Raw genomic sequence first — 22,535 nt, 5'->3', positions numbered from 1 at the left:
AAATCGAACTTATTTCTCAGAGACCTTTACAAGGTGAGCAACCTTGTTGATCATGCCGCGGATAGCAGCATTATCCTGGTGCTCAACTGTTTGGTTCATCTTACGTAATCCTAGAGCTTTAACTGTTTCGCGCTGGTCTTGAGGACGACCAATCACGCTGCGAGTGAGGGTAACTTCTAGTTTATTCGCCATTTGATTTCCCTCCTTATCCTAACAGTTCTTCTACTGATTTACCGCGTAACTTAGCTACGTCTTCAGCACGTTTTAAGTTATTTAGTCCTTCAAGAGTTGCGCGAACCATGTTGATTGGTGTGTTTGTGCCTAATGACTTAGACAGGATATCAGCTACACCAGCCAATTCAAGAACCGCACGAACCGGACCACCAGCGATAACTCCAGTACCTTCAGAAGCAGGCTTCAAAAGGATTTCGCCAGCACCGAAATGACCGATGATTTGGTGTGGAATAGTTGTTCCAACCATAGGTACTTCGATAAGGTTTTTCTTAGCATCTTCAATTGCTTTGCGGATCGCATCCGGAACTTCCTGGGCTTTACCAGTTCCAAAGCCTACATGTCCGTTCTTATCGCCTACTACTACAAGAGCAGTAAAACGGAAGCGACGTCCACCTTTAACAACTTTCGCTACACGATTGATTGTAACTACGCGTTCTTCAAGTTCAAGTTTGTTTGGGTCAATACGAAGCATCTTTATGTGTCCCTCCTTCTATTAAAATTCTAAGCCGTTTTCACGAGCAGCATCTGCTAATGCTTTAACACGTCCGTGATACAGGTAGCCTCCGCGGTCAAAAACAACAGCTTTAACACCTTTTTCAACAGCGCGCTTAGCAACTAGTTCTCCAACCTTAACAGCAGCATCTGTGTTTCCTGTAGCAGTAAGTTCAACTTCCTTATCAAGTGTTGAAGCACTTGCAACAGTCACTTTGTTCACATCATCGATCAGCTGAGCATAGATATGCTTGTTAGAGCGGAACACGTTTAAACGAGGACGAGCTTCAGTACCGCTAAGTTTAGCACGCACGCGGGCATGTCTTTTTTTGCGGACTTGATTTTTATCAGCCTTCGTAATCATTTAGGTCACTCCTTTCGTTTGCCTATGCGGCATTACTTACCTGTTTTACCTTCTTTACGACGCACATATTCGCCTTCGTAGCGGATACCTTTACCTTTGTAAGGCTCTGGAGGACGAACGTCACGAATGTTAGCAGCAAGTGCACCAACACGTTCTTTGCTTGTGCCTTTTACGATAACCTTCGTGTTAGAAGGCACTTCGATTTCGATTCCTTCTTCAGGAACGATTTCAACAGGGTGAGAGTAGCCAACGTTCAGGATCAGGTTTTTCCCCTGCTTTTGAGCACGGTAACCGACACCGATAAGCTCAAGGCCTCTTTCAAATCCTTTAGAAACACCTTCAACCATGTTTGCGATCAGGGCGCGAGTAGTTCCGTGCAGTGCGCGGTGCTCTTTCGCTTCTGATGGACGGGAAACATTAATGATGTTCTCTTCCACGCTGATTGCCATATCAGGGCTGAATGAACGAGTCAATTCGCCTTTAGGGCCTTTAACTGTCACATTGTTATTATCTACAGTGATTGTAACTCCACTTGGAATTTCAATTGGTTTTTTACCTACGCGAGACATTTATTGCACCTCCATTCTTGAGAAACTCTATTACCAAACGTATGCTAATACTTCTCCGCCAGTTTGCTTAGCGCGGGCTTCTTTATCTGTAAGAACTCCTTGAGAAGTAGATACTAATGCGATTCCTAGACCGTTTAACACGCGAGGAACTTCGTTTGATTTTGCATATACACGAAGACCAGGCTTACTGATGCGCTTAAGACCAGTGATAACGCGCTCGTTGTTTGCACCGTATTTAAGGAAAATGCGGATGATGCCTTGTTTATTGTCTTCGATAAACTCTACATCACGAACGAAACCTTCACGCTTAAGGATTTCAGCGATTTCTTTCTTGATATTAGAAGCAGGAACCTCTAATTTTTCGTGACGTACCATATTCGCATTACGGATGCGTGTAAGCAAATCTGCAATTGGATCTGTCATGACCATTGTTTTTACCTCCTTCCCAGACTTTGGGTTTTACCAGCTAGCTTTTTTCACACCAGGAATTTGTCCTTTGTATGCTAATTCACGGAAACAGATACGGCAAAGCTTAAATTTACGGTATACGGAATGTGGACGCCCGCAGCGTTCGCAGCGAGTGTATTCTTGTACCGGATATTTAGGCGTGCGTTTTTGTTTCGCAATCATTGACTTTTTAGCCACGTTGTCGCCTCCCTCTATTTAGCGATTACTTTTGGAATGGCATTCCAAATTGAGTTAAAAGTTCACGAGCTTCTTCATCTGTGTTAGCTGTAGTAACGATAACGATATCCATACCACGAACTTTGCTTACTTTATCGTAATCAATCTCAGGGAAGATTAACTGTTCTTTCACACCAAGAGTGTAGTTGCCACGGCCGTCAAAGGATTTCTTTGAGATCCCGCGGAAGTCACGTACACGTGGAAGAGATACAGATACTAATTTATCAAAAAACTCGTACATGCGCTCTCCGCGCAGAGTAACTTTAGCACCGATAGGCATGCCTTCACGAAGACGGAACCCAGCGATTGATTTTTTAGCACGGGTTACAACCGGCTTTTGGCCGCTGATAACCGCAAGCTCTTCAACAGCATTGTCAAGCGACTTTGCGTTTGCAACAGCATCGCCGACACCCATGTTGATAACGATTTTTTCAAGCTTTGGTACTTGCATGATTGATTCGTAGTTAAACTTGCTCATAAGAGCAGGTGTAATTTCATTTGAAAACTTCTCTTTTAGGCGGTTCATTCTTGTACCTCCCTTCTTCAATTACTTATTTATCTAGAACTTCACCGGATTTTTTCGCAACGCGAACTTTCTTGCCATCAACCTCTTTGTAACCAACACGTGTCGGGTTACCTGACTTAGGATCGATTGGCATCACGTTTGATACATGAATAGGTGCTTCTTGGCTGATGATTCCGCCTTGCGGATTCACTTGGGATGGCTTAGAGTGCTTCTTTACTACGTTCACACCTTCAACAAGCACACGGCTTTGTTTTGGGAAAGCAGCAAGGATCACACCTGATTTGCCTTTATCCTTACCAGAAATGACCATGACTTTGTCACCTTTTTTTACATGCATCTGTCGCACCTCCTTAAAGGCAATTTGTTTGAATTATAGTACTTCTGGAGCTAGTGATACGATTTTCATAAAGTTGCTGTCGCGCAATTCACGTGCAACTGGGCCAAAGATACGAGTTCCGCGTGGACCCTTATCGTCACGGATAATTACACATGCGTTTTCATCAAAACGGATGTAAGTACCGTCATCACGGCGGACACCGCGCTTAGTTCTAACGATAACTGCTTTAACGACGTCACCTTTTTTAACAACGCCACCTGGTGTTGCTTGTTTTACAGTACAAACGATAACATCACCGATATTAGCTGTTTTGCGGCCAGAGCCACCAAGGACTTTAATTGTCAGTACTTCACGAGCACCTGAGTTGTCAGCAACTTTCAAACGTGATTCTTGTTGAATCATGCGTGTAACCTCCCTTCGGGATGAAGCTTATTCCGAACCATTAGATTATAACTGCTTTTTCTACTACTTCTACAAGACGGAAGCGTTTAGTCGCAGAAAGTGGACGAGTTTCCATAATACGAACCACATCGCCAATTTTTGCTTCGTTTTGCTCGTCATGAGCTTTAAACTTTTTAGAGTACTTAACGCGCTTACCATAGAGCGTGTGCTTTTTGTATGTTTCTACAAGAACAGTGACTGTTTTGTCCATCTTGTCGGAAACAACGCGTCCAGTGTAAACCTTGCGTTGGTTACGTTCACTCATTGTGCGAACCTCCTATCAATTATCGATTGTTAACGCCGATCTCTCTCTCACGAATAACAGTTTTCATGCGAGCAATCGCTTTGCGTACTTCACGAATGCGAGCTGTATTTTCAAGTTGTCCAGTCGCCAATTGAAAGCGCAGGTTGAATAGCTCTTCTTTTAAAGATTTTACTTTTTGTTCTATTTCAGCAGTGGTAAGGTCACGAATTTCATTAGCTTTCATTTGATTCACCACCAATTTCTTCTCGTTTTACAAACTTGCACTTTACAGGAAGTTTGTGTGATGCAAGACGTAATGCTTCACGAGCTACCTCTTCAGATACGCCGGCAATTTCAAACATGATTTTCCCTGGCTTAACTACTGCTACCCATCCTTCAGGAGCACCTTTACCAGAACCCATTCGGACTTCTAGAGGCTTTGCAGTGTAAGGCTTGTGAGGGAAGATGTTGATCCATACTTTACCGCCACGTTTCATGTAACGAGTCATCGCGATACGGGCAGATTCAATCTGACGGTTAGTGATCCAAGAAGCCTCAAGAGCTTGAAGGCCAAATTCACCGAAGTTCACTTCAGTACCGCCTTTTGATTGTCCACGCATTTTTCCGCGGTGTACACGGCGATACTTAACGCGTTTTGGCAATAACATATTATTTGCCTCCTTCCTCAGTTTTCTTCTTTGTAGGAAGCACCTCTCCACGATAGATCCATACTTTAACGCCTAATTTACCGTATGTTGTGTCTGCTTCTGCAGTAGCATAGTCGATATCAGCACGAAGTGTATGAAGTGGAACAGTACCTTCGCTGTAAGATTCAGAACGAGCGATATCAGCACCGCCAAGACGGCCAGATACCATTGTTTTGATACCTTTAGCGCCAGCGCGCATTGCACGTTGGATAACTTGCTTTTGAGCACGACGGAAAGATACGCGGTTTTCCAATTGACGAGCAATGTTTTCCGCAACTAATTTCGCGTCGATGTCTGCTTTTTTGATTTCAAGAATGTTGATGTGAACACGTTTGCCAGTAAGTGAGTTAAGAGCTTTACGAAGAGCTTCAACTTCAGAACCGCCTTTACCGATAACCATACCAGGCTTAGCAGTGTGGATAGTGATGTTTAAACGGTTAGCTGCACGCTCGATCTCAACTTTAGAAAGTGATGCATCGCTTAAACGCTTCGTAATGTACTCACGCACTTTAAGGTCTTCGTGTAAAAGTTCAGCATAGTCTTTGCCTGCGAACCATTTTGACTCCCAATCACGGATGACACCGATTCGCAAACCGACTGGATTTACTTTTTGACCCACTGATTATCCCTCCTTCTTTTCTGATAAAACGATAGTAATATGACTAGTACGTTTGTTGATTGCACTTGCACGGCCCATAGCACGCGGACGGAAACGCTTCAAAGTTGGTCCCTCGTCAACGAATACTTGAGATACTACTAAATTGTTTACGTCCATTTCGTAGTTATGCTCAGCATTTGCCAATGCGGATTTCAATAATTTTTCAACGACAGGAGAAGCTGCTTTTGGCGTATGGTTTAAGATAGCCACCGCTTCACCTACTTGCTTACCTCGAATTAAATCTACGACTAAACGAGCTTTACGAGGAGCAATACGAACTGTTCTTGCAACAGCTTTAGCTTGCATCAGGATGCCCTCCTCTCATTAACGTCTTGTTTTCTTATCATCATTGCCATGGCCTTTGTAAGTACGAGATGGAGCGAATTCTCCAAGCTTGTGCCCTACCATGTCTTCTGTCACATATACAGGTACATGTTTACGACCATCATAAACTGCGATAGTGTGACCAATGAATTGCGGGAAGATCGTAGAACGGCGTGACCAAGTCTTTACCACTTGCTTGCCTTCGTTTTCATTTAACTTTTCGATCTTTGTCATTAAATGCTCATCAACAAAAGGTCCTTTTTTTAAGCTGCGACCCATGATTGAACCTCCCTTCGTGATCGTTCTACGGTTCTCTTGTGGAACCGTAGCTCAATCCCGTTATTTTTTACGACGACGTACGATAAACTTGTCGGATTTGCTCTTCTTCTTGCGTGTTTTGGCACCAAGAGTTGGTTTGCCCCAAGGAGACATTGGTGATTTACGTCCGATAGGAGCGCGACCTTCACCACCACCGTGCGGGTGATCATTCGGGTTCATTACAGAACCACGGACAGTTGGGCGCTTGCCTAACCAGCGTGAACGACCGGCTTTACCGATGTTGATCAGTTCGTGCTGCTCGTTGCCCACTTGACCTACTGTAGCGCGGCAAGTAGCAAGAATCATGCGAACTTCACCAGAGTTTAAACGAACAAGAACATATTTGCCTTCTTTACCCAATACTTGAGCAGAAGTACCTGCTGAACGTACAAGCTGTCCGCCTTTGCCAGGTTTCAGTTCGATGTTGTGGATAACAGTACCCACTGGAATATTTGCAAGTGGAAGTGCGTTACCCACTTTGATGTCAGCTTCAGGTCCAGACATTACTTCAGTGCCCACTGAAAGGTTCTTAGGAGCAAGGATGTAACGCTTTTCTCCATCCACGTAGTTGATTAGTGCGATGTTGGCTGAACGGTTTGGATCATATTCGATCGTAGCAACGCGTCCTGGAATGCCATCTTTATCACGTTTGAAATCGATGATACGATATTGACGTTTGTGTCCGCCGCCTTGGTGACGAACTGTTAACTTACCTTGGTTGTTACGGCCGCCTTTACGCTTTAAAGGAGCTAATAGTGACTTTTCCGGTTTGTCTGTAGTGATCTCAGCAAAGTCAGAAGTAGTCATGCCGCGACGACCGTTGGAGGTAGGTTTATACTTTTTAATCGCCATTTCGTTTCCCTCCTCTTCTAGTTATGGTTATTAGACTTCAAAGAATTCGATTTCTTTGCTGTCTGCAGTTAGTTTTACGATAGCTTTACGGCGTTTGTTTGTATAGCCGCCGAATTTACCCATGCGCTTGAACTTACCTTTGTAGTTCATGATGTTTACTTTCTCAACTTTTACGCCAAAGATTTCTTCGATAGAATCTTTAACTTGTGTTTTGTTAGCTCTAACATCAACTTCAAAAGTATACTTTTTGTCAGCCATCAGGTCAGTAGAACGTTCAGTGATAACGGGGCGCTTAATGATATCGCGTGCATCCATTATGCAAGCACCTCCTCTACTTTTTCAACCGCTGCTTTAGTCATGATAAGCTTATCATGGCTTAGAACATCCAAAACATTGACGCCTGTTGCAGTTACAACAGTCACTCCAGGGATATTGCGCGCAGACAATGCTACGTTCTCATCAAGATCAGCTGTTACGATAAGAGCTTTCTTATCAACAGACAGTCCAGTAAGGACACCCTTGAAGTCTTTTGTTTTAGGAGTTTCTAAAGCAAGGTTTTCTAATACTAGAATGTTTTCTTCTGCCACTTTAGAAGATAGTGCAGATTTGATTGCTAAACGGCGTACCTTTTTAGGCAGCTTATAGCTGTAGCTGCGTGGAGTAGGACCGAATACTGTACCGCCTCCGCGCCATTGTGGTGAACGGATGGAACCTTGACGAGCGCGTCCAGTTCCTTTTTGGCGCCATGGCTTGCGTCCGCCGCCGGCTACTTCAGAACGAATTTTAGTTTTATGAGTTCCTTGACGTAAAGAAGCTCTTTGCATTACAACAGCTTCGAATAGTACGTGGTTGTTAGGCTCAATACCGAAGATGGTTTCATTTAGTTCGATTTCTCCAACTTGTGAACCAGCTTGGTTTAACAATGCTACTTTAGGCATTCTATTTCCTCCTTTCTGACTGGATTAATTATGCTTTAACCGCAGTTTTGATTTTTAGAAGAGCTTTCTTCGCTCCAGGTACGTTTCCTTTGATCAGAAGCAGGTTGCGTTCTGCATCAATTTTAACGATTTCCAGGTTTTGAACAGTGATCTGGTCTCCGCCCATGCGTCCTGGCAATGCTTTACCTTTGAATACACGGTTAGGAGCTACAGGTCCCATTGAACCAGGGCGACGGTGGTAGCGTGAACCGTGTGACATAGGTCCGCGTGATTGTCCGTGGCGCTTGATAGAGCCTTGGAAACCTTTACCTTTAGAGATTCCTGTTACATCAACAGTATCGCCTTCTGCGAAAATATCTACTTTGACTTCTTGACCAACTTCATATGCTGCTAAGTCAACTCCGCGGAATTCGCGAACGAAGCGCTTAGGAGCAGTATCAGCTTTCGCGACATGTCCTTGTTCAGGTTTGTTGGAAAGCTTTTCGCGCTTATCTTCAAAGCCAAGCTGGATCGCTTCATATCCGTCAGTGTCGACAGATTTCACTTGAAGAACAACGTTTCCTGTAGCTTCTACAACAGTTACCGGGATAAGGTCGCCATTTTCAGCAAATACTTGAGTCATACCGATCTTTCTTCCTAAGATTCCTTTGGTCATTAGTCACACCTCCTGAGAATTTAATAATTTATTTCATTATAATTTGATTTCGATATCTACACCTGATGGCAGGTCTAAGCGCATCAGTGAATCAACTGTTTGTGGAGTTGGGTTGATGATGTCGATCAGACGCTTATGCGTACGCATTTCGAACTGCTCACGTGAATCTTTGTACTTATGGACCGCACGCAGGATTGTATAAATTGACTTTTCAGTCGGCAATGGGATCGGGCCGGACACAGCCGCACCAGAACGCTTTGCAGTTTCAACAATCTTTTCAGCAGACTGATCAAGGATCCTGTGATCATACGCTTTTAAACGGATACGAATTTTTTGTTTTGCCATTATTTTCCCTCCTTTTCGCCTATATTGATATAGACATTCTCCGTGAAAATTTCCCACACACTCGCCATGGCAAAGCGGCCGGGTGTGTCAGCAACCTTTCACTTCATCGCAGTCAAAGACCAACATTGTCTATTATACAGAAACCATTTAAGAATTGCAACATGAAATGTTATATTCTTTTATGTTTCGCACACTTTTACTATTATAGCGGGTATATCGCAGGTTTTCAAGGGGATTGGAAGAAGTCTAACAATTCACTGTGCCTGATGTATATTTATATATTGAAACTAAAAAAGCCTGCTGTCACTCATGCTGGACCCGTTACTGTTTCCTCTCTCTTCTTAAGCAGCGCAACCTGTTTCTTCTATACTATAGAGCAGTTTTGCATGGGCAGACATCAAGGGCATCACCATCCAGCATTCCGATAAATAAACGATTACCCCCTGGTATTGTTACGCAACAGAAATTCAAGCTTGAAACGCAAGCTTCTATCTATGTTCTTCTGGAGCCAGCTTCCACTCACGGCAGGTTGAAAGCAACCCTCATGTATGAAAGACCTAAGGTTAGTTCGGAGATAAAAGCAAAAAAGAAGCAGATGGAATTGATCCATCTGCTTCTTTATATATCAATCAGAGATTACTCAGTGATTGTAGCAACAACGCCAGCGCCTACAGTACGTCCACCCTCACGGATAGAGAACTTAGTACCTTCTTCGATAGCGATTGGAGCGATAAGCTCAACAGTCATTTCGATGTTGTCGCCAGGCATAACCATTTCTACACCTTCAGGAAGGTTGCAGATACCAGTTACATCAGTTGTACGGAAGTAGAACTGAGGGCGGTAGTTAGTGAAGAATGGAGTGTGACGTCCACCTTCTTCTTTAGATAGAACGTAAACTTCAGCTTTGAATTTTACGTGTGGAGTGATTGAGCCTGGCTTAGCCAAAACTTGACCACGCTGGATGTCTTCACGTGCTACACCACGAAGAAGGGCACCGATGTTGTCTCCAGCTTCTGCAAAGTCAAGAAGCTTACGGAACATTTCAACACCTGTTACAGTTGTTGATTTTGGCTCTTCAGTAAGACCGATGATTTCGATTACGTCACCGACTTTAACTTGTCCACGCTCAACACGTCCTGTAGCAACAGTACCACGGCCAGTGATTGAGAATACATCCTCAACAGGCATCATGAATGGCTTGTCAGTGTCACGTGTTGGAGTTGGGATGTACTCGTCAACTGCAGCCATAAGCTCGTTGATTTTCTCTTCCCAAGCAGCGTCACCTTCAAGAGCTTTAAGAGCAGAACCTTTGATTACAGGAATGTCATCACCAGGGAACTCATACTCAGAAAGAAGGTCACGGATTTCCATTTCTACTAGTTCAAGAAGCTCTTCGTCGTCAACCATGTCACACTTGTTCATGAATACAACAAGGTAAGGTACACCTACTTGACGAGAAAGAAGGATGTGCTCACGAGTTTGTGGCATTGGGCCGTCAGAAGCAGATACTACTAGGATACCGCCGTCCATTTGAGCAGCACCAGTGATCATGTTTTTAACATAGTCAGCGTGTCCTGGGCAGTCAACGTGCGCATAGTGACGGTTAGGAGTTTCGTACTCAACGTGTGCAGTAGAGATTGTGATTCCACGCTCTCTTTCTTCTGGAGCACCGTCGATTTGATCGTAAGCGCGTGCTTCAGCTCCGCCAGACTTAGCAAGAACTGTAGTGATAGCAGCTGTTAGAGTTGTTTTTCCGTGGTCAACGTGACCAATTGTACCAATATTAACGTGGGGTTTTGAACGGTCGAATTTAGCTTTACCCATTAGGAAAATCCTCCTTTAATTTTAAAAAGTTAAGTATTTTTAGAGCTGCTGACAGGCAAGCCGATCAGCAGCTTGGTTCTACAATAGTAGTTATACTTGATTATAAAGGTAAAATCAATTATTCACCTTTATTTTTTTTGATGATTTCTTCAGAAATCGACTTCGGTACTTCTTCATAGTGGTCAAAGTGCATGGAGAATACTCCACGGCCTTGTGTGCTTGAACGCAGGGAAGTTGCATATCCGAACATTTCAGACAGCGGAACCATTGCACGGACAACTTGAGCATTGCCGCGGGCATCCATACCTTCTACACGTCCACGACGGGAAGTGACGTTACCCATGATATCTCCCAGATATTCTTCTGGAATGATAACTTCTATCCTCATGACTGGCTCAAGGATAACAGGGTTACATTTAGAAGCAGCGTTTTTCAGTGCCATTGAAGCGGCAATTTTAAACGCCATTTCTGATGAATCGACATCATGGTAAGATCCATCGAACAGTCTTGCTTTAATATCAACTAGCGGATATCCAGCAAGAACACCTCTGTCAAGGGAATCTTCCAGTCCAGCTTGAACAGCCGGGATGTATTCACGTGGAACAACACCGCCGACGATGCCGTTTTCAAATTCAAAGCCTTTACCTTCTTCGTTTGGAGAGAATTCAATCCAAACGTGTCCGAATTGTCCGCGTCCACCAGATTGGCGTGCGAATTTACCTTCAACCTTAGCTGAAGCACGGAAAGTTTCACGGTATGCAACCTGAGGCGCACCAACGTTTGCTTCCACTTTAAATTCACGTTTCATACGGTCAACAAGGATATCAAGGTGAAGTTCACCCATACCCGCGATGATAACCTGTCCAGTTTCCTGGTCAGTATGCGCACGGAATGTAGGATCTTCTTCCTGAAGCTTTTGAAGAGCAGTTGTCATTTTGTCCTGGTCAGCCTTTGACTTAGGCTCGATGGACAATTGGATAACCGGCTCAGGGAATTCCATGGACTCAAGGATTACAAGGTTCTTCTCATCACAGAGAGTGTCACCTGTAGTAGTATCCTTAAGACCTACGGCAGCAGCAATGTCCCCTGCGTATACTTGAGAGATCTCTTCACGGGAGTTGGCGTGCATCTGCAGGATACGTCCTACACGCTCACGCTTGCCTTTAGTAGAGTTCTGTACGTATGAACCTGAGCTCAATGTACCAGAGTATACACGGAAGAATGTAAGCTTACCGACATAAGGGTCAGTCATAACTTTAAATGCAAGAGCTGAGAATGGCTCTTCGTCACTTGAAGGACGAGTAACTTCTTCTTCAGAATCCGGAAGAGTACCTTTGATTGCAGGTACGTCCAGTGGAGACGGAAGATAGTCGATTACTGCATCAAGCATTTTCTGAACACCTTTGTTTTTGAACGCTGATCCACAGATTACAGGATAGAATTCAACGTTTACAGTACCTTTACGAATAGCTGCTTTCAGCTCGTCGTTAGTGATTTCTTCACCGCCAAGGTATTTCTCCATTAATTCTTCATCAAGCTCTGCTACCGCTTCAATCAGCTTTTCACGGTATTCTTCAGCTTGCGCCTTGTATTCCTCAGGGATTTCACGGTCTTCGATGTCTGTTCCAAGGTCGTTGCCGTAGAAAGTCGCTTTCATCTCGATCAGGTCGATGATTCCTTCGAACTGGTCTTCAGCACCGATTGGCAGCTGGATAGCTGCTGCATTGGCTTGCAGACGATCGTGGAGTGTACCGAGTGAGTAAAGGAAATCTGCACCCAGCTTATCCATTTTGTTTACGAATACCACACGTGGTACACCGTAAGTAGTAGCCTGGCGCCAAACTGTTTCAGTCTGAGGCTCAACCCCTGATTGTGCATCAAGGACTGCTACTGCACCATCAAGTACACGAAGTGAACGCTCAACTTCAACTGTGAAGTCTACGTGTCCTGGTGTATCGATGATGTTTACACGGTGGCCCTTCCACTGTGCAGTTGTTGCTGCAGAAGTGATTGTGATACCGCGTTCCTGCTCCTGTTCCATCCAGTCCATCTGTGAAGCACCTTCATGTGTTTCACCGATTTTGTGGATACGGCCAGTGTAGTAAAGTACGCGCTCAGTCGTAGTTGTTTTACCGGCATCGATGTGGGCCATGATGCCGATATTACGAGTATTATCCAAGGAGAACTCTCTTGCCATTGGGTCTTTCTCCTTCCTAGTAAATGTAATAGTTTGTTTGTGGGTTCAATCCTACCAGCGGTAGTGAGCGAATGCTTTGTTAGCTTCAGCCATTTTATGAGTATCTTCACGCTTCTTCACAGATGAACCTGTGTTGTTGGCAGCGTCAAGGATTTCGTTAGCCAAACGCTCTTCCATTGTTTTCTCACCGCGAAGACGAGAATAGTTAACCAACCAGCGAAGACCAAGAGTCGTACGGCGGTCTGGGCGCACCTCAACTGGTACTTGATAGTTTGCACCACCTACACGGCGCGCTCTTACTTCAAGAACCGGCATGATGTTCTTAAGTGCTTGATCAAACACTTCCATTGGCTCTTTTCCGCTGCGCTCGCTGATGATATCAAATGCTGAATAAAGAATAGCTTGAGATTTACCTCTCTTGCCATCAACCATCATTTTGTTGATAAGACGGCTAACTAGCTTTGAATTGTAAATCGGATCTGGTAATACGTCTCTTTTTGCTACAGGACCTTTACGTGGCATGTAATTTCCTCCTTTCGAAAAAACTGAATATTATTTGTGGTCAATCATTATTTTTTAGCTGCTTTAGGACGCTTAGTACCGTATTTAGAACGGCCTTGCATACGGTTGTTAACACCGGCAGTGTCAAGCGCGCCGCGCACGATGTGGTAACGTACCCCTGGTAAGTCCTTTACTCGTCCGCCGCGGATTAATACTACGCTGTGCTCTTGAAGGTTGTGTCCGATACCAGGAATGTAGGCAGTAACCTCGATTCCGTTAGTCAAGCGTACACGAGCATATTTACGCAACGCTGAGTTTGGTTTCTTCGGAGTCATTGTACCAACACGAGTACATACACCGCGTTTCTGTGGAGATGATACGTTAGTTTGTGCTTTTTTGAAGCTGTTGTAACCTTTGTTAAGCGCAGGTGATTTTGACTTTTCCTCTTTTGTCTTACGAGGCTTGCGCACTAATTGGTTAATTGTAGGCATGATTTTTCCTCCCTTCGTCTTTTGTGTAAGCCCACACATCCAGGTGGTTCATTTTGTTGCAAAAACAAAGTCCTTGCAGATCTTCATCTACAAAAACAGTTTTTAAATAGATATTGCAACAGCTGCCGCACCTACGTCGATTCCGCAGGCCTTTCCCAATGATTTCATCGAGCCGGCCCGGGTGACCGGAACTTTATATTCAAGCGCCGCATTGATCACTTTTTCAACAGCTCTATGGTCTGCATCTTCTGCGATCAGCACTTCGCTGATTGTTCCTGATTTCAGAGCTTTTACTGTTTGCTTTGTTCCTACTATAATATTTCTTGCCTGCAATACTTTATCATAAGACATGATATATCCTCCAAAGTATCCGGTAAATAGGAGCACCTTTGCTATAGTACCATCGCACAAGAATATTGTCAACATCACGGCAAATATTTTTTTAGATTCATGCATATTTCCATTTAGTCTATCTATGAACCTGTGCGTCCTCCTGTTTTGCTATTACTATAAAATGCGGTGCCTCCTTTTCGGCAGGCACCGCATTTCCATTATTCCACTGTAACTGTTTCTTCGGATGCTTCTTCCGCAGTGAAAGGTTCTGCCCTGCGGTAGCGCTGCATTCCAGTTCCGGCAGGGACCAGTTTACCGATGATGACATTCTCTTTAAGCCCGAGCAATTCATCTCGCTTGCCTTTGATGGCAGCATCTGTAAGTACCCTTGTTGTTTCTTGGAAGGAAGCAGCTGACAGGAAGGAATCCGTCTCAAGTGAAGCCTTGGTGATACCGAGCAGTACAGGACGGCCGGTCGCAGGCATTTTGCCGTTCAACAGAGCCTTTTCATTGGCATCTGTGAACTGGTGGATATCAAGAAGCGAGCCAGGCAGCACTTCTGTTTCCCCTGCATCGATGACACGCACCTTGCGAAGCATCTGGCGGACCATTACCTCGATATGCTTATCGCCGATTTCAACACCCTGCATACGGTATACCTTCTGCACCTCGCGAAGCAGATACTCCTGTACAGCATTTACATCTCTTACTTTAATCAATTCTTTAGGGTCAATAGAACCTTCGGTCAATTCCTGTCCGCGGTCTACCCTGTCATCAACAGCCACTTTCAGGCGTGCTGTATATGGAGCAGTATATGTGCGGGATTCAACCTCGCCCTGCACCACAATTTCATGCTGGCGGTCACGGCCTTCATTGATGCCCACGACAACACCTTCAAGCTCTGAAATGACAGCCTGCCCTTTAGGGTTACGTGCTTCGAAAATTTCCTGGATACGCGGAAGACCTTGTGTAATATCGTCTCCTGCTACGCCTCCTGTATGGAAAGTACGCATTGTAAGCTGTGTTCCAGGCTCACCGATGGATTGGGCTGCGATGATTCCGACAGCTTCGCCCACTTCAACCTCCTGGCCTGTTGCCAGGTTGCGCCCGTAGCATTTCTTACATACGCCATGGCGCGTGTTGCAGGTAAAGGCGGAACGGATCCATACAGTCTCAATGCCTGCTTCCACGATTTCAACAGCCAGATCTTCTGTAATAAGATCATTTTCTTTTACGATTACTGCGTTTGTTTCAGGATGCTTGATATCTCTGCGTGCATAACGGCCAATGAGGCGCTCATCCAGTGCTTCGATAACTTCGGTGCCATCCTTCAGCGCGCTGATCTGCAGTCCTCTGTCTGTTCCGCAATCATCATCACGTACAATGACATCCTGCGCAACGTCAACAAGGCGTCGGGTCAGATAGCCGGAGTCAGCCGTCTTAAGGGCTGTATCCGCCAATCCTTTACGCGCTCCGTGTGTGGAGATGAAGTACTCAAGTACTGTCAGTCCTTCACGGAAGCTGGACTTGATCGGAAGTTCGATGATCCGGCCGGCCGGGTTGGCCATGAGTCCGCGCATACCGGCTAACTGTGTAAAGTTAGATGCGTTACCACGGGCACCGGAGTCACTCATCATAAAGATCGGGTTGGATTTATCCAGGGACTTCATCAGCTTGGCCTGGATAGTGTCCTTCGCAGCACTCCAGATGGAAATGACACGATCATAGCGTTCGTCCTCAGTGATGAGACCGCGCCTGAATTGTTTAAGGACATTATCAACCTTGCCTTGGGCTTCCTGAATGATTTCCTGCTTTTCTTTAAGAACGACGATATCTGCCACACCGACTGTGATGCCGGCTTTAGTGGAATGTCTGAAACCGAGATCCTTCATGCGGTCAAGCATTTTGGATGTTTCAGTGATCTTAAAGCGCTTGAACACTTCCGCAATGATGTTTCCAAGGATTTTCTTCTTGAAAGGATCAACAAGCGGCATATTTTTAATAGCTTCTTTTACATCCGTTCCCCGTTCTACAAAGTAGCGGGCAGGCGTTTCTTCTTCAAGATTCGTCTTTGTCGGCTCATTGATATACGGGAATGAAGTCGGCAGGATTTCGTTGAAAACGAGCTTTCCGACAGTCGTGATCAGAAGCTTTTTCCTTTGTTCCTCTGTGAATGTTTCATTGTTCAGTGTACCTGCATTCACTGCTACACGGGTATGAAGGTGGACATAGCCGTTCTGATAAGCAAGCAGTGCTTCGCTTGTATCGTTGAAGACCATTCCTTCTCCTACTGCCCCTTCTCTTTCCATAGTCAGGTAATAGTTACCAAGCACCATATCCTGGGAAGGTGTAACAACAGGTTTTCCATCCTTAGGGTTCAGGATGTTCTGAGCCGCAAGCATTAGAAGGCGTGCTTCTGCCTGTGCTTCAGATGACAGCGGTACGTGGACTGCCATTTGGTCACCGTCAAAGTCGGCATTGTATGCTGTACATACAAGCGGATGGAGACGGATTGCGCGCCCTTCAACCAATGTTGGTTCAAAGGCCTGGATTCCGAGCCTGTGAAGAGTAGGTGCACGGTTCAGCAGAACTGGGTGCTCTTTGATTACCTCTTCAAGCACATCCCATACCTCAGGCTGGACTCTTTCAATTTTGCGCTTTGCTGATTTGATATTGTGAGCCAGTCCTTTTTCCACCAATTCCTTCATGACGAAAGGCTTGAAAAGCTCAAGCGCCATTTCCTTCGGCAGACCGCACTGGTACATTTTCAGGTTAGGACCTACTACGATAACAGAACGTCCGGAGTAGTCAACACGCTTACCAAGCAGGTTCTGACGGAAACGGCCCTGCTTCCCTTTCAGCATGTGTGAAAGAGATTTAAGCGGCCTGTTCCCCGGGCCTGTGACAGGACGTCCGCGGCGGCCATTGTCAATCAGGGCGTCTACAGCTTCCTGGAGCATGCGCTTTTCGTTCTGGACGATGATGCTTGGAGCACCGAGGTCCAGCAAGCGCTTCAGACGGTTGTTCCGGTTGATGACACGGCGGTACAGATCGTTCAGGTCAGACGTCGCGAATCTTCCTCCGTCAAGCTGAACCATTGGACGAAGCTCAGGAGGGATGACAGGAAGCACGTCCAGGATCATCCATGATGGTTCATTTCCAGATCCACGGAAGGCTTCAAGTACCTCAAGGCGCTTGATGGCGCGTGTGCGGCGCTGGCCCTGGGCAGTTGTCAGTTCTTCTTTAAGCGCGTCTACTTCTTTGTTCAGATCGATATCAGAAAGCAGCTTCTTGATGGATTCTGCACCCATGGATGCCTGGAACTTATTGCCGTACTTCTCACGGTAAGCGCGGTATTCCTTCTCAGACAGAAGCTGTTTTTTCTCTAGTGCTGTATCGCCGGAATCAGTTACTACATATGAAGCAAAGTAAATGACTTCTTCAAGCGCACGCGGTGACATATCCAGAACAAGGCCCATGCGGCTTGGGATGCCTTTGAAATACCAGATATGCGATACAGGAGCAGCAAGCTCGATATGGCCCATTCTTTCGCGGCGAACCTTCGCGCGGGTGACTTCCACTCCGCATCGGTCGCAGACTACGCCTTTATAGCGCACCCTTTTGTATTTTCCGCAATGGCATTCCCAGTCTTTCTGAGGTCCGAAAATACGCTCGCAGAATAAGCCGTCTTTTTCAGGCTTTAATGTACGATAGTTGATTGTTTCAGGTTTTTTGACTTCACCAAAAGACCAGGAACGGATCTTATCAGGTGAAGCAAGACCGATCTTCATATACTCAAAATTGTTTACATCCAGCAAGGGGCCTACCTCCCTTTCAATCTCGGGTTATACCCTTATTGCTAATCCGGCAATAATATGCCGCCCTCCGCCTTAGGCGGAGCGGCAGTCAAATTTATATAGTTATTCTATTTATTCTTTGCTAGCTACTTTTTCAGTGTTTGCTTCCTCTGTATCCGGCGCGATGGTCAGCGATTCAGCCTGCTGTACATCATCATCGTCCTCAAGGTCGCGCATTTCAATTTCTTTCTCATCGCCTGACAGGATCTTAACATCCATACCCAAGCTCTGAAGCTCTTTCATCAATACGCGGAAGGACTCCGGCACTCCCGGCTCAGGTACATTCTCGCCTTTGACAATCGCTTCGTACGTTTTCACACGTCCGACTACGTCATCTGATTTAACTGTCAGGATTTCCTGCAATGTATAGGCGGCACCGTAAGCTTCAAGCGCCCAAACCTCCATCTCCCCGAAACGCTGTCCGCCGAACTGGGCTTTACCGCCAAGAGGCTGCTGCGTAACAAGTGAGTAAGGGCCGGTTGAACGGGCATGGAGCTTATCATCAACCATGTGGGCCAGTTTGATCATGTACATGACGCCGACAGATACACGGTTGTCGAACGGTTCTCCCGAACGGCCGTCGTACAGGACTGTCTTCGCATCACGGGCCATGCCGGCTTCTTCAATTGTTGACCAGACATCTTCCTCGCGCGCTCCATCAAATACCGGTGAAGCAACGTGAATGCCCAGCGCTCTCGCAGCCATGCCGAGGTGAAGCTCAAGCACCTGCCCGATGTTCATACGGGAAGGAACCCCCAGCGGATTCAACATGATGTCGACTGGTGTGCCATCTGGAAGGTAAGGCATATCTTCTTCCGGAAGGATCCGGGAGATAACCCCTTTATTTCCGTGGCGTCCTGCCATTTTATCTCCCTCGGAGATTTTACGCTTCTGAACGATATAAACACGTACAAGCTGGTTCACGCCTGGCGGCAGCTCATCTCCGTCTTCACGGTTGAAGACTTTGACATCAAGCACGATTCCGCCTCCTCCGTGAGGAACACGAAGGGAAGTATCACGCACTTCACGGGCTTTCTCGCCAAAGATGGCATGCAGGAGGCGTTCTTCTGCTGTCAGCTCTGTTACACCCTTAGGAGTAACCTTACCGACAAGCAGGTCGCCATCCTTTACTTCAGCACCCGTACGGATGATTCCGCGCTCATCAAGATTGCGGAGTGCATCTTCACCGACATTCGGGATGTCGCGGGTGATTTCTTCAGGCCCTAGCTTTGTATCTCTTGATTCTGATTCATATTCTTCAATGTGGATGGATGTATAAACGTCGTCTTTTACAAGGCGTTCGCTCATGATGATCGCATCCTCATAGTTATAGCCGTCCCAAGTCATGAAGGCAACAAGCACATTGCGGCCCAGCGCAAGCTCGCCAAGCTCCATGGAAGGGCCGTCGGCAAGGATCTCGCCTTTTGTCACACGGTTCCCGACAGCAACAATCGGACGCTGGTTATAGCATGTTCCCTGGTTGGAACGGATGAATTTCAGCATCCTGTATTTATCAAGGTCGCCTTTGACTTCCTGGCCATTGACCTCGGAAATGCGGCGCACCCAGACTTCACGAGCTTCAACATGCTCGACGATTCCTTCGTGCTTGCAGATGACAGCCGCACCGGAGTCTTTTCCGGAAACATACTCCATTCCTGTACCTACACGAGGTGCTTCAGGCTGCAGCAATGGCACAGCCTGACGCTGCATGTTCGCCCCCATGAGGGCACGGTTGGAGTCATCGTTTTCAAGGAAAGGAATACAAGCTGTTGCAGCTGATACTACCTGTTTAGGAGAAACATCCATATAGTCGACGCGGTCTTTCGGCACAACTGTATTTTCCCCGCGGAAACGCGCAACGACTTCATCGTCAAGGAAAGTACCGTCATCGCCAAGACGCGCATTCGCCTGTGCAACAACATAGTTATCTTCTTCATCAGCTGTCAGGTAATCGATCTGGTCTGTCACTCTGCCTGTCTCAGGGTTGATGCGGCGGTAAGGCGTTTCGATGAATCCGAAGCGGTTTACCTTCGCAAAGGATGACAGTGAGTTGATCAGACCAATATTCGGTCCTTCCGGCGTTTCAATCGGACACATGCGGCCATAGTGTGAATAGTGAACGTCACGGACTTCAAAGCCGGCGCGCTCACGAGTCAGACCGCCAGGCCCCAATGCAGATAGACGGCGCTTATGCGTCAGCTCGGCAAGCGGGTTTGTCTGGTCCATGAACTGTGAAAGCTGTGAGCTGCCAAAGAACTCTTTGATAGAAGCGATCACAGGCCTGATGTTGATCAGCTGCTGCGGTGTAATTGTATTTGTATCCTGGATGGACATCCTCTCGCGGACAACACGTTCCATCCTGGAAAGTCCGATTCGGAACTGGTTCTGGAGCAGTTCGCCTACTGAACGAAGACGTCTGTTCCCCAGGTGGTCGATATCATCGGTATCGCCGACTCCATGAAGAAGGTTGAAGAAATAGCCAATGGACGCAATGATATCAGAAGGCGCGATATTCTTGACCGCTTCCTCGACATAGGCATTGCCGATGATATTGATCTCTTTTTCTCCGTCTTCATTAGGGGCATACACCTTGATGGATTGAAGAAGGACCTCGTCCTCCACCACTCCTCCTGAAGGAGCTGCTGTCCTGAAGCCGATATTGTTCTCAAGATTAGGGATGATGCGGTCCAGGTTGCGGCGGTCCAGCATAGTCCCTTTCTCAGCGATGATTTCGCCTGTTTCAGGATCAACCAGAGTCTCAGCAAGGCGCTGATTGAACAGTCTATTTTTAATATGAAGCTTCTTATTGATCTTGTAGCGTCCAACATTCGCTAAATCATAGCGTTTTGGATCAAAGAATCTGGAAACGAGCAGGCTTTTTGCATTTTCTACAGTCGGCGGCTCGCCCGGACGAAGACGCTCATAGATTTCCAGAAGGGCTTTATCTGTACTTTCTGTGTTGTCTTTTTCAAGCGTATTGCGGATATATTCATTGTCTCCGATCAAATCAATGATTTCTTGATCAGAGCCGAACCCAAGTGCACGCAAAAGAACCGTAACGGGCAGTTTCCGAGTACGATCTATTCTAACGTATACGACATCCTTGGCATCTGTTTCATATTCAAGCCAGGCGCCGCGGTTCGGGATAACAGTAGCAGAGAAGCCTCTTTTCCCGTTTTTATCCAGCTTTCCGCTATAGTATACACTCGGTGAACGTACTAACTGAGAAACGATGACGCGTTCTGCTCCATTGATCACAAACGTACCTGTTTCTGTCATAAGCGGGAAGTCACCCATAAAGACATCCTGGTCTTTAACTTCGCCTGTTTCTTTGTTTACAAGACGCACTTTAACACGCAAAGGTGCTGAATATGTAACATCTCGTTCTTTCGATTCCTCAACGGAATACTTTGGATCGCCAAGGCTGTAATCAATAAATTCAAGCGATAAGTTACCAGTAAAGTCTTCAATTGGCGAAATGTCCTGGAACATTTCACGAAGACCCTCATCAAGAAACCATTGATAAGAAGAGGTTTGGATTTCAATTAAATTAGGCAAATCCAAAACTTCACTGATTCGTGCGTAACTTCTACGTTGGCGGTGTCGTCCATACTGAACTAGTTGACCTGTCAACTGATTCACCCCTCAAATCAAGCGTTATTTATCGAAAAGCGCAAGCACCCTGTCCAAAAGAGAAACCGGCATTGATACAAACCGGCATTGCCAATCCCCCTCGGGCGCAGACAGCTTTTACTTTTCATAAGACAAAAAGAAAAAGGGTTTTCAACTCAAAAACCACATTTTCACATTTCGACTATTATTTTATTAGCTTTCCCATTATAGCCAAATTTATACAGAACGACTGCAAAATAGCAAATAAATCGGAAAGTATTATGTTGGCATTTTACAATACTATCATAGAGAAAAAGTCAAGTCAACTTTTTTTCGCTTTTAAAATAAAGTAGCCTTTTTTCTTCTCTACGGTTTCCACGTCTGAAAAAAGCGAGTCAAGTTTCTCGATCGCTGAAGGGGCACCCTGCTTTTTCTGGATGACAACCCAGAGCTCTCCGCCCGTCAGCATGTGCTCAAAGCTTTGTTCAAAAATGTCATGGACAACCTGTTTTCCGGCACGGATTGGCGGATTTGTCAGGATAGCCGCAAACTTGCCCCCTCCAACACCGGTTAACCGGTCACTTTCATAGATGGCAGCATTGCTGACTGAATTCCCGGCTGCATTTTCCTTTGCCAGTTCGATTGCCCGGAGATTCACATCAACCATGTGGACCGTCCTTTCCGGAAAGCTTTTGGCGATGGACAAGCCGATCGGACCGTAGCCGCAGCCAACATCCAGAATATTTCCTTCCAGCTCCGGCAGTTTGAACGCTTCAACAAGAAGCCTTGAACCGAAGTCCACTTCTTTTTTTGAAAATACACCATTATCGGTTTTAAATCGGAAGGAATGCCCTCTTAGGGAAAAATCCCAATAGGCAGGGTCACTTTCCGTTTTTGATGTGCGGGAATAATAATGTTCGGTCATAGAATCACCTCCAACCTGAGGAAACACATTGAGGATCGTGCATCCTGTTCGGACGAATTATAAATCATACAAAAGAAAAAAGCAAAAAGCCCGCTAGGCAGCGGGCT

At 45.9% G+C, this 22,535-nt stretch carries 28 protein-coding genes; all 28 read right to left on the bottom strand.

The window, feature by feature from the left end; translation table 11 throughout:
• Window positions 1-9: 9 nt before the first annotated feature.
• The gene (gene rpmD / locus N288_RS00820) at window positions 10-192 is read right to left on the bottom strand and encodes a 50S ribosomal protein L30 (RefSeq protein WP_009791311.1); all 183 of its coding nucleotides are present in this window, start codon (window positions 190-192) and stop codon (window positions 10-12) included.
• A 13-nt stretch (window positions 193-205) separates the two neighbouring features.
• Window positions 206-706: a 30S ribosomal protein S5 gene (rpsE, locus tag N288_RS00815; protein ID WP_009791312.1), complete on the bottom strand. Its 501-nt coding sequence runs from the start codon at window positions 704-706 to the stop codon at window positions 206-208.
• 21 nt (window positions 707-727) lie between these two features.
• Window positions 728-1,090 carry a 50S ribosomal protein L18 gene (gene rplR, locus N288_RS00810; RefSeq protein ID WP_009791313.1) on the bottom strand — a complete coding sequence of 121 codons (363 nt, stop codon included), beginning with the start codon at window positions 1,088-1,090 and terminating at the stop codon, window positions 728-730.
• 32 nt (window positions 1,091-1,122) lie between these two features.
• Window positions 1,123-1,659, bottom strand: coding sequence for a 50S ribosomal protein L6 (rplF, locus tag N288_RS00805; protein WP_009791314.1), 537 nt, complete (start codon window positions 1,657-1,659; stop codon window positions 1,123-1,125).
• 30 nt (window positions 1,660-1,689) lie between these two features.
• A complete protein-coding gene (gene rpsH / locus N288_RS00800; protein ID WP_009791315.1) occupies window positions 1,690-2,088 on the bottom strand; it encodes a 30S ribosomal protein S8 in 399 nt (132 codons plus the stop codon).
• Between the two features lie 30 nt (window positions 2,089-2,118).
• The gene (locus N288_RS24460) at window positions 2,119-2,304 is read right to left on the bottom strand and encodes a type Z 30S ribosomal protein S14 (RefSeq protein WP_009791316.1); all 186 of its coding nucleotides are present in this window, start codon (window positions 2,302-2,304) and stop codon (window positions 2,119-2,121) included.
• 25 nt (window positions 2,305-2,329) lie between these two features.
• A complete protein-coding gene (gene rplE / locus N288_RS00795; RefSeq protein WP_009791317.1) occupies window positions 2,330-2,869 on the bottom strand; it encodes a 50S ribosomal protein L5 in 540 nt (179 codons plus the stop codon).
• A gap of 25 nt (window positions 2,870-2,894) precedes the next feature.
• Window positions 2,895-3,206 (bottom strand): 50S ribosomal protein L24, encoded by a 312-nt coding sequence (gene rplX, locus N288_RS00790; RefSeq protein ID WP_009791318.1) that lies wholly within the window; start codon window positions 3,204-3,206, stop codon window positions 2,895-2,897.
• A gap of 33 nt (window positions 3,207-3,239) precedes the next feature.
• Complete coding sequence (rplN, locus tag N288_RS00785) at window positions 3,240-3,608, bottom strand: 50S ribosomal protein L14 (protein WP_009791319.1); 369 nt, start codon at window positions 3,606-3,608, stop codon at window positions 3,240-3,242.
• A gap of 40 nt (window positions 3,609-3,648) precedes the next feature.
• Window positions 3,649-3,912 carry a 30S ribosomal protein S17 gene (gene rpsQ, locus N288_RS00780; protein WP_009791320.1) on the bottom strand — a complete coding sequence of 88 codons (264 nt, stop codon included), beginning with the start codon at window positions 3,910-3,912 and terminating at the stop codon, window positions 3,649-3,651.
• A gap of 19 nt (window positions 3,913-3,931) precedes the next feature.
• Complete coding sequence (rpmC, locus tag N288_RS00775) at window positions 3,932-4,135, bottom strand: 50S ribosomal protein L29 (RefSeq protein ID WP_003351417.1); 204 nt, start codon at window positions 4,133-4,135, stop codon at window positions 3,932-3,934.
• The gene (gene rplP / locus N288_RS00770) at window positions 4,125-4,559 is read right to left on the bottom strand and encodes a 50S ribosomal protein L16 (protein WP_009791321.1); all 435 of its coding nucleotides are present in this window, start codon (window positions 4,557-4,559) and stop codon (window positions 4,125-4,127) included. The genes rpmC and rplP overlap by 11 nt, the downstream gene beginning before the upstream one ends.
• A 1-nt stretch (window position 4,560) precedes the next feature.
• Window positions 4,561-5,217: a 30S ribosomal protein S3 gene (rpsC, locus tag N288_RS00765; RefSeq protein ID WP_009791322.1), complete on the bottom strand. Its 657-nt coding sequence runs from the start codon at window positions 5,215-5,217 to the stop codon at window positions 4,561-4,563.
• Between the two features lie 3 nt (window positions 5,218-5,220).
• Window positions 5,221-5,562 carry a 50S ribosomal protein L22 gene (gene rplV, locus N288_RS00760; RefSeq protein ID WP_009791323.1) on the bottom strand — a complete coding sequence of 114 codons (342 nt, stop codon included), beginning with the start codon at window positions 5,560-5,562 and terminating at the stop codon, window positions 5,221-5,223.
• Between the two features lie 18 nt (window positions 5,563-5,580).
• Window positions 5,581-5,859: a 30S ribosomal protein S19 gene (rpsS, locus tag N288_RS00755; protein WP_009791324.1), complete on the bottom strand. Its 279-nt coding sequence runs from the start codon at window positions 5,857-5,859 to the stop codon at window positions 5,581-5,583.
• Between the two features lie 60 nt (window positions 5,860-5,919).
• Window positions 5,920-6,750, bottom strand: coding sequence for a 50S ribosomal protein L2 (gene rplB, locus N288_RS00750; protein WP_009791325.1), 831 nt, complete (start codon window positions 6,748-6,750; stop codon window positions 5,920-5,922).
• A gap of 30 nt (window positions 6,751-6,780) precedes the next feature.
• Entirely contained in the window at window positions 6,781-7,068 is a 288-nt protein-coding gene (gene rplW, locus N288_RS00745) for a 50S ribosomal protein L23 (RefSeq protein ID WP_170939578.1), read from the bottom strand.
• Window positions 7,065-7,688: a 50S ribosomal protein L4 gene (gene rplD, locus N288_RS00740; RefSeq protein WP_009791327.1), complete on the bottom strand. Its 624-nt coding sequence runs from the start codon at window positions 7,686-7,688 to the stop codon at window positions 7,065-7,067. Before rplD ends, rplW begins: the two co-directional genes overlap by 4 nt.
• A gap of 28 nt (window positions 7,689-7,716) precedes the next feature.
• Complete coding sequence (rplC, locus tag N288_RS00735; RefSeq protein WP_009791328.1) at window positions 7,717-8,343, bottom strand: 50S ribosomal protein L3; 627 nt, start codon at window positions 8,341-8,343, stop codon at window positions 7,717-7,719.
• Window positions 8,344-8,379: 36 nt separating this feature from the next.
• Complete coding sequence (rpsJ, locus tag N288_RS00730) at window positions 8,380-8,688, bottom strand: 30S ribosomal protein S10 (RefSeq protein WP_009791329.1); 309 nt, start codon at window positions 8,686-8,688, stop codon at window positions 8,380-8,382.
• Between the two features lie 636 nt (window positions 8,689-9,324).
• Window positions 9,325-10,512, bottom strand: a complete 1,188-nt coding sequence (tuf, locus tag N288_RS00725; protein WP_009791331.1) for an elongation factor Tu — start codon at window positions 10,510-10,512, stop codon at window positions 9,325-9,327.
• A gap of 118 nt (window positions 10,513-10,630) precedes the next feature.
• Window positions 10,631-12,709 (bottom strand): elongation factor G, encoded by a 2,079-nt coding sequence (gene fusA, locus N288_RS00720; RefSeq protein WP_009791332.1) that lies wholly within the window; start codon window positions 12,707-12,709, stop codon window positions 10,631-10,633.
• 51 nt (window positions 12,710-12,760) lie between these two features.
• Window positions 12,761-13,231 carry a 30S ribosomal protein S7 gene (gene rpsG, locus N288_RS00715; protein WP_009791333.1) on the bottom strand — a complete coding sequence of 157 codons (471 nt, stop codon included), beginning with the start codon at window positions 13,229-13,231 and terminating at the stop codon, window positions 12,761-12,763.
• 47 nt (window positions 13,232-13,278) lie between these two features.
• Complete coding sequence (rpsL, locus tag N288_RS00710; protein ID WP_009791334.1) at window positions 13,279-13,701, bottom strand: 30S ribosomal protein S12; 423 nt, start codon at window positions 13,699-13,701, stop codon at window positions 13,279-13,281.
• Between the two features lie 102 nt (window positions 13,702-13,803).
• Window positions 13,804-14,052 (bottom strand): 50S ribosomal protein L7ae-like protein, encoded by a 249-nt coding sequence (locus N288_RS00705; RefSeq protein ID WP_022543219.1) that lies wholly within the window; start codon window positions 14,050-14,052, stop codon window positions 13,804-13,806.
• Between the two features lie 200 nt (window positions 14,053-14,252).
• Complete coding sequence (rpoC, locus tag N288_RS00700; RefSeq protein WP_009791336.1) at window positions 14,253-17,852, bottom strand: DNA-directed RNA polymerase subunit beta'; 3,600 nt, start codon at window positions 17,850-17,852, stop codon at window positions 14,253-14,255.
• Window positions 17,853-17,963: 111 nt separating this feature from the next.
• Entirely contained in the window at window positions 17,964-21,524 is a 3,561-nt protein-coding gene (gene rpoB, locus N288_RS00695) for a DNA-directed RNA polymerase subunit beta (RefSeq protein ID WP_035401163.1), read from the bottom strand.
• Window positions 21,525-21,825: 301 nt separating this feature from the next.
• Window positions 21,826-22,428: a class I SAM-dependent methyltransferase gene (locus N288_RS00685; RefSeq protein WP_009791338.1), complete on the bottom strand. Its 603-nt coding sequence runs from the start codon at window positions 22,426-22,428 to the stop codon at window positions 21,826-21,828.
• Window positions 22,429-22,535: the final 107 nt, after the last annotated feature.

Source organism: Bacillus infantis NRRL B-14911 (assembly GCF_000473245.1).
Lineage (GTDB): Bacteria > Bacillota > Bacilli > Bacillales > Cytobacillaceae > Bacillus_AB > Bacillus_AB infantis.
The sequence above is the reverse complement of the archived record's forward strand: the minus strand, read 5'-3'. Positions and strand labels throughout refer to the sequence as shown.

Coding starts and splice junctions, on each gene's coding strand:
- rpmD (WP_009791311.1), bottom strand. CDS start 192: ATGGCGAATAAACTAGAAGTTACCCTCACTCGCAGCGTGATTGGTCGT.
- rpsE (WP_009791312.1), bottom strand. CDS start 706: ATGCTTCGTATTGACCCAAACAAACTTGAACTTGAAGAACGCGTAGTT.
- rplR (WP_009791313.1), bottom strand. CDS start 1,090: ATGATTACGAAGGCTGATAAAAATCAAGTCCGCAAAAAAAGACATGCC.
- rplF (WP_009791314.1), bottom strand. CDS start 1,659: ATGTCTCGCGTAGGTAAAAAACCAATTGAAATTCCAAGTGGAGTTACA.
- rpsH (WP_009791315.1), bottom strand. CDS start 2,088: ATGGTCATGACAGATCCAATTGCAGATTTGCTTACACGCATCCGTAAT.
- rplE (WP_009791317.1), bottom strand. CDS start 2,869: ATGAACCGCCTAAAAGAGAAGTTTTCAAATGAAATTACACCTGCTCTT.
- rplX (WP_009791318.1), bottom strand. CDS start 3,206: ATGCATGTAAAAAAAGGTGACAAAGTCATGGTCATTTCTGGTAAGGAT.
- rplN (WP_009791319.1), bottom strand. CDS start 3,608: ATGATTCAACAAGAATCACGTTTGAAAGTTGCTGACAACTCAGGTGCT.
- rpsQ (WP_009791320.1), bottom strand. CDS start 3,912: ATGAGTGAACGTAACCAACGCAAGGTTTACACTGGACGCGTTGTTTCC.
- rpmC (WP_003351417.1), bottom strand. CDS start 4,135: ATGAAAGCTAATGAAATTCGTGACCTTACCACTGCTGAAATAGAACAA.
- rplP (WP_009791321.1), bottom strand. CDS start 4,559: ATGTTATTGCCAAAACGCGTTAAGTATCGCCGTGTACACCGCGGAAAA.
- rplV (WP_009791323.1), bottom strand. CDS start 5,562: ATGCAAGCTAAAGCTGTTGCAAGAACAGTTCGTATTGCTCCTCGTAAA.
- rpsS (WP_009791324.1), bottom strand. CDS start 5,859: ATGGGTCGCAGCTTAAAAAAAGGACCTTTTGTTGATGAGCATTTAATG.
- rplB (WP_009791325.1), bottom strand. CDS start 6,750: ATGGCGATTAAAAAGTATAAACCTACCTCCAACGGTCGTCGCGGCATG.
- rplD (WP_009791327.1), bottom strand. CDS start 7,688: ATGCCTAAAGTAGCATTGTTAAACCAAGCTGGTTCACAAGTTGGAGAA.
- rplC (WP_009791328.1), bottom strand. CDS start 8,343: ATGACCAAAGGAATCTTAGGAAGAAAGATCGGTATGACTCAAGTATTT.
- rpsJ (WP_009791329.1), bottom strand. CDS start 8,688: ATGGCAAAACAAAAAATTCGTATCCGTTTAAAAGCGTATGATCACAGG.
- tuf (WP_009791331.1), bottom strand. CDS start 10,512: ATGGGTAAAGCTAAATTCGACCGTTCAAAACCCCACGTTAATATTGGT.
- fusA (WP_009791332.1), bottom strand. CDS start 12,709: ATGGCAAGAGAGTTCTCCTTGGATAATACTCGTAATATCGGCATCATG.
- rpsG (WP_009791333.1), bottom strand. CDS start 13,231: ATGCCACGTAAAGGTCCTGTAGCAAAAAGAGACGTATTACCAGATCCG.
- rpsL (WP_009791334.1), bottom strand. CDS start 13,701: ATGCCTACAATTAACCAATTAGTGCGCAAGCCTCGTAAGACAAAAGAG.
- N288_RS00705 (WP_022543219.1), bottom strand. CDS start 14,052: ATGTCTTATGATAAAGTATTGCAGGCAAGAAATATTATAGTAGGAACA.
- N288_RS00685 (WP_009791338.1), bottom strand. CDS start 22,428: ATGACCGAACATTATTATTCCCGCACATCAAAAACGGAAAGTGACCCT.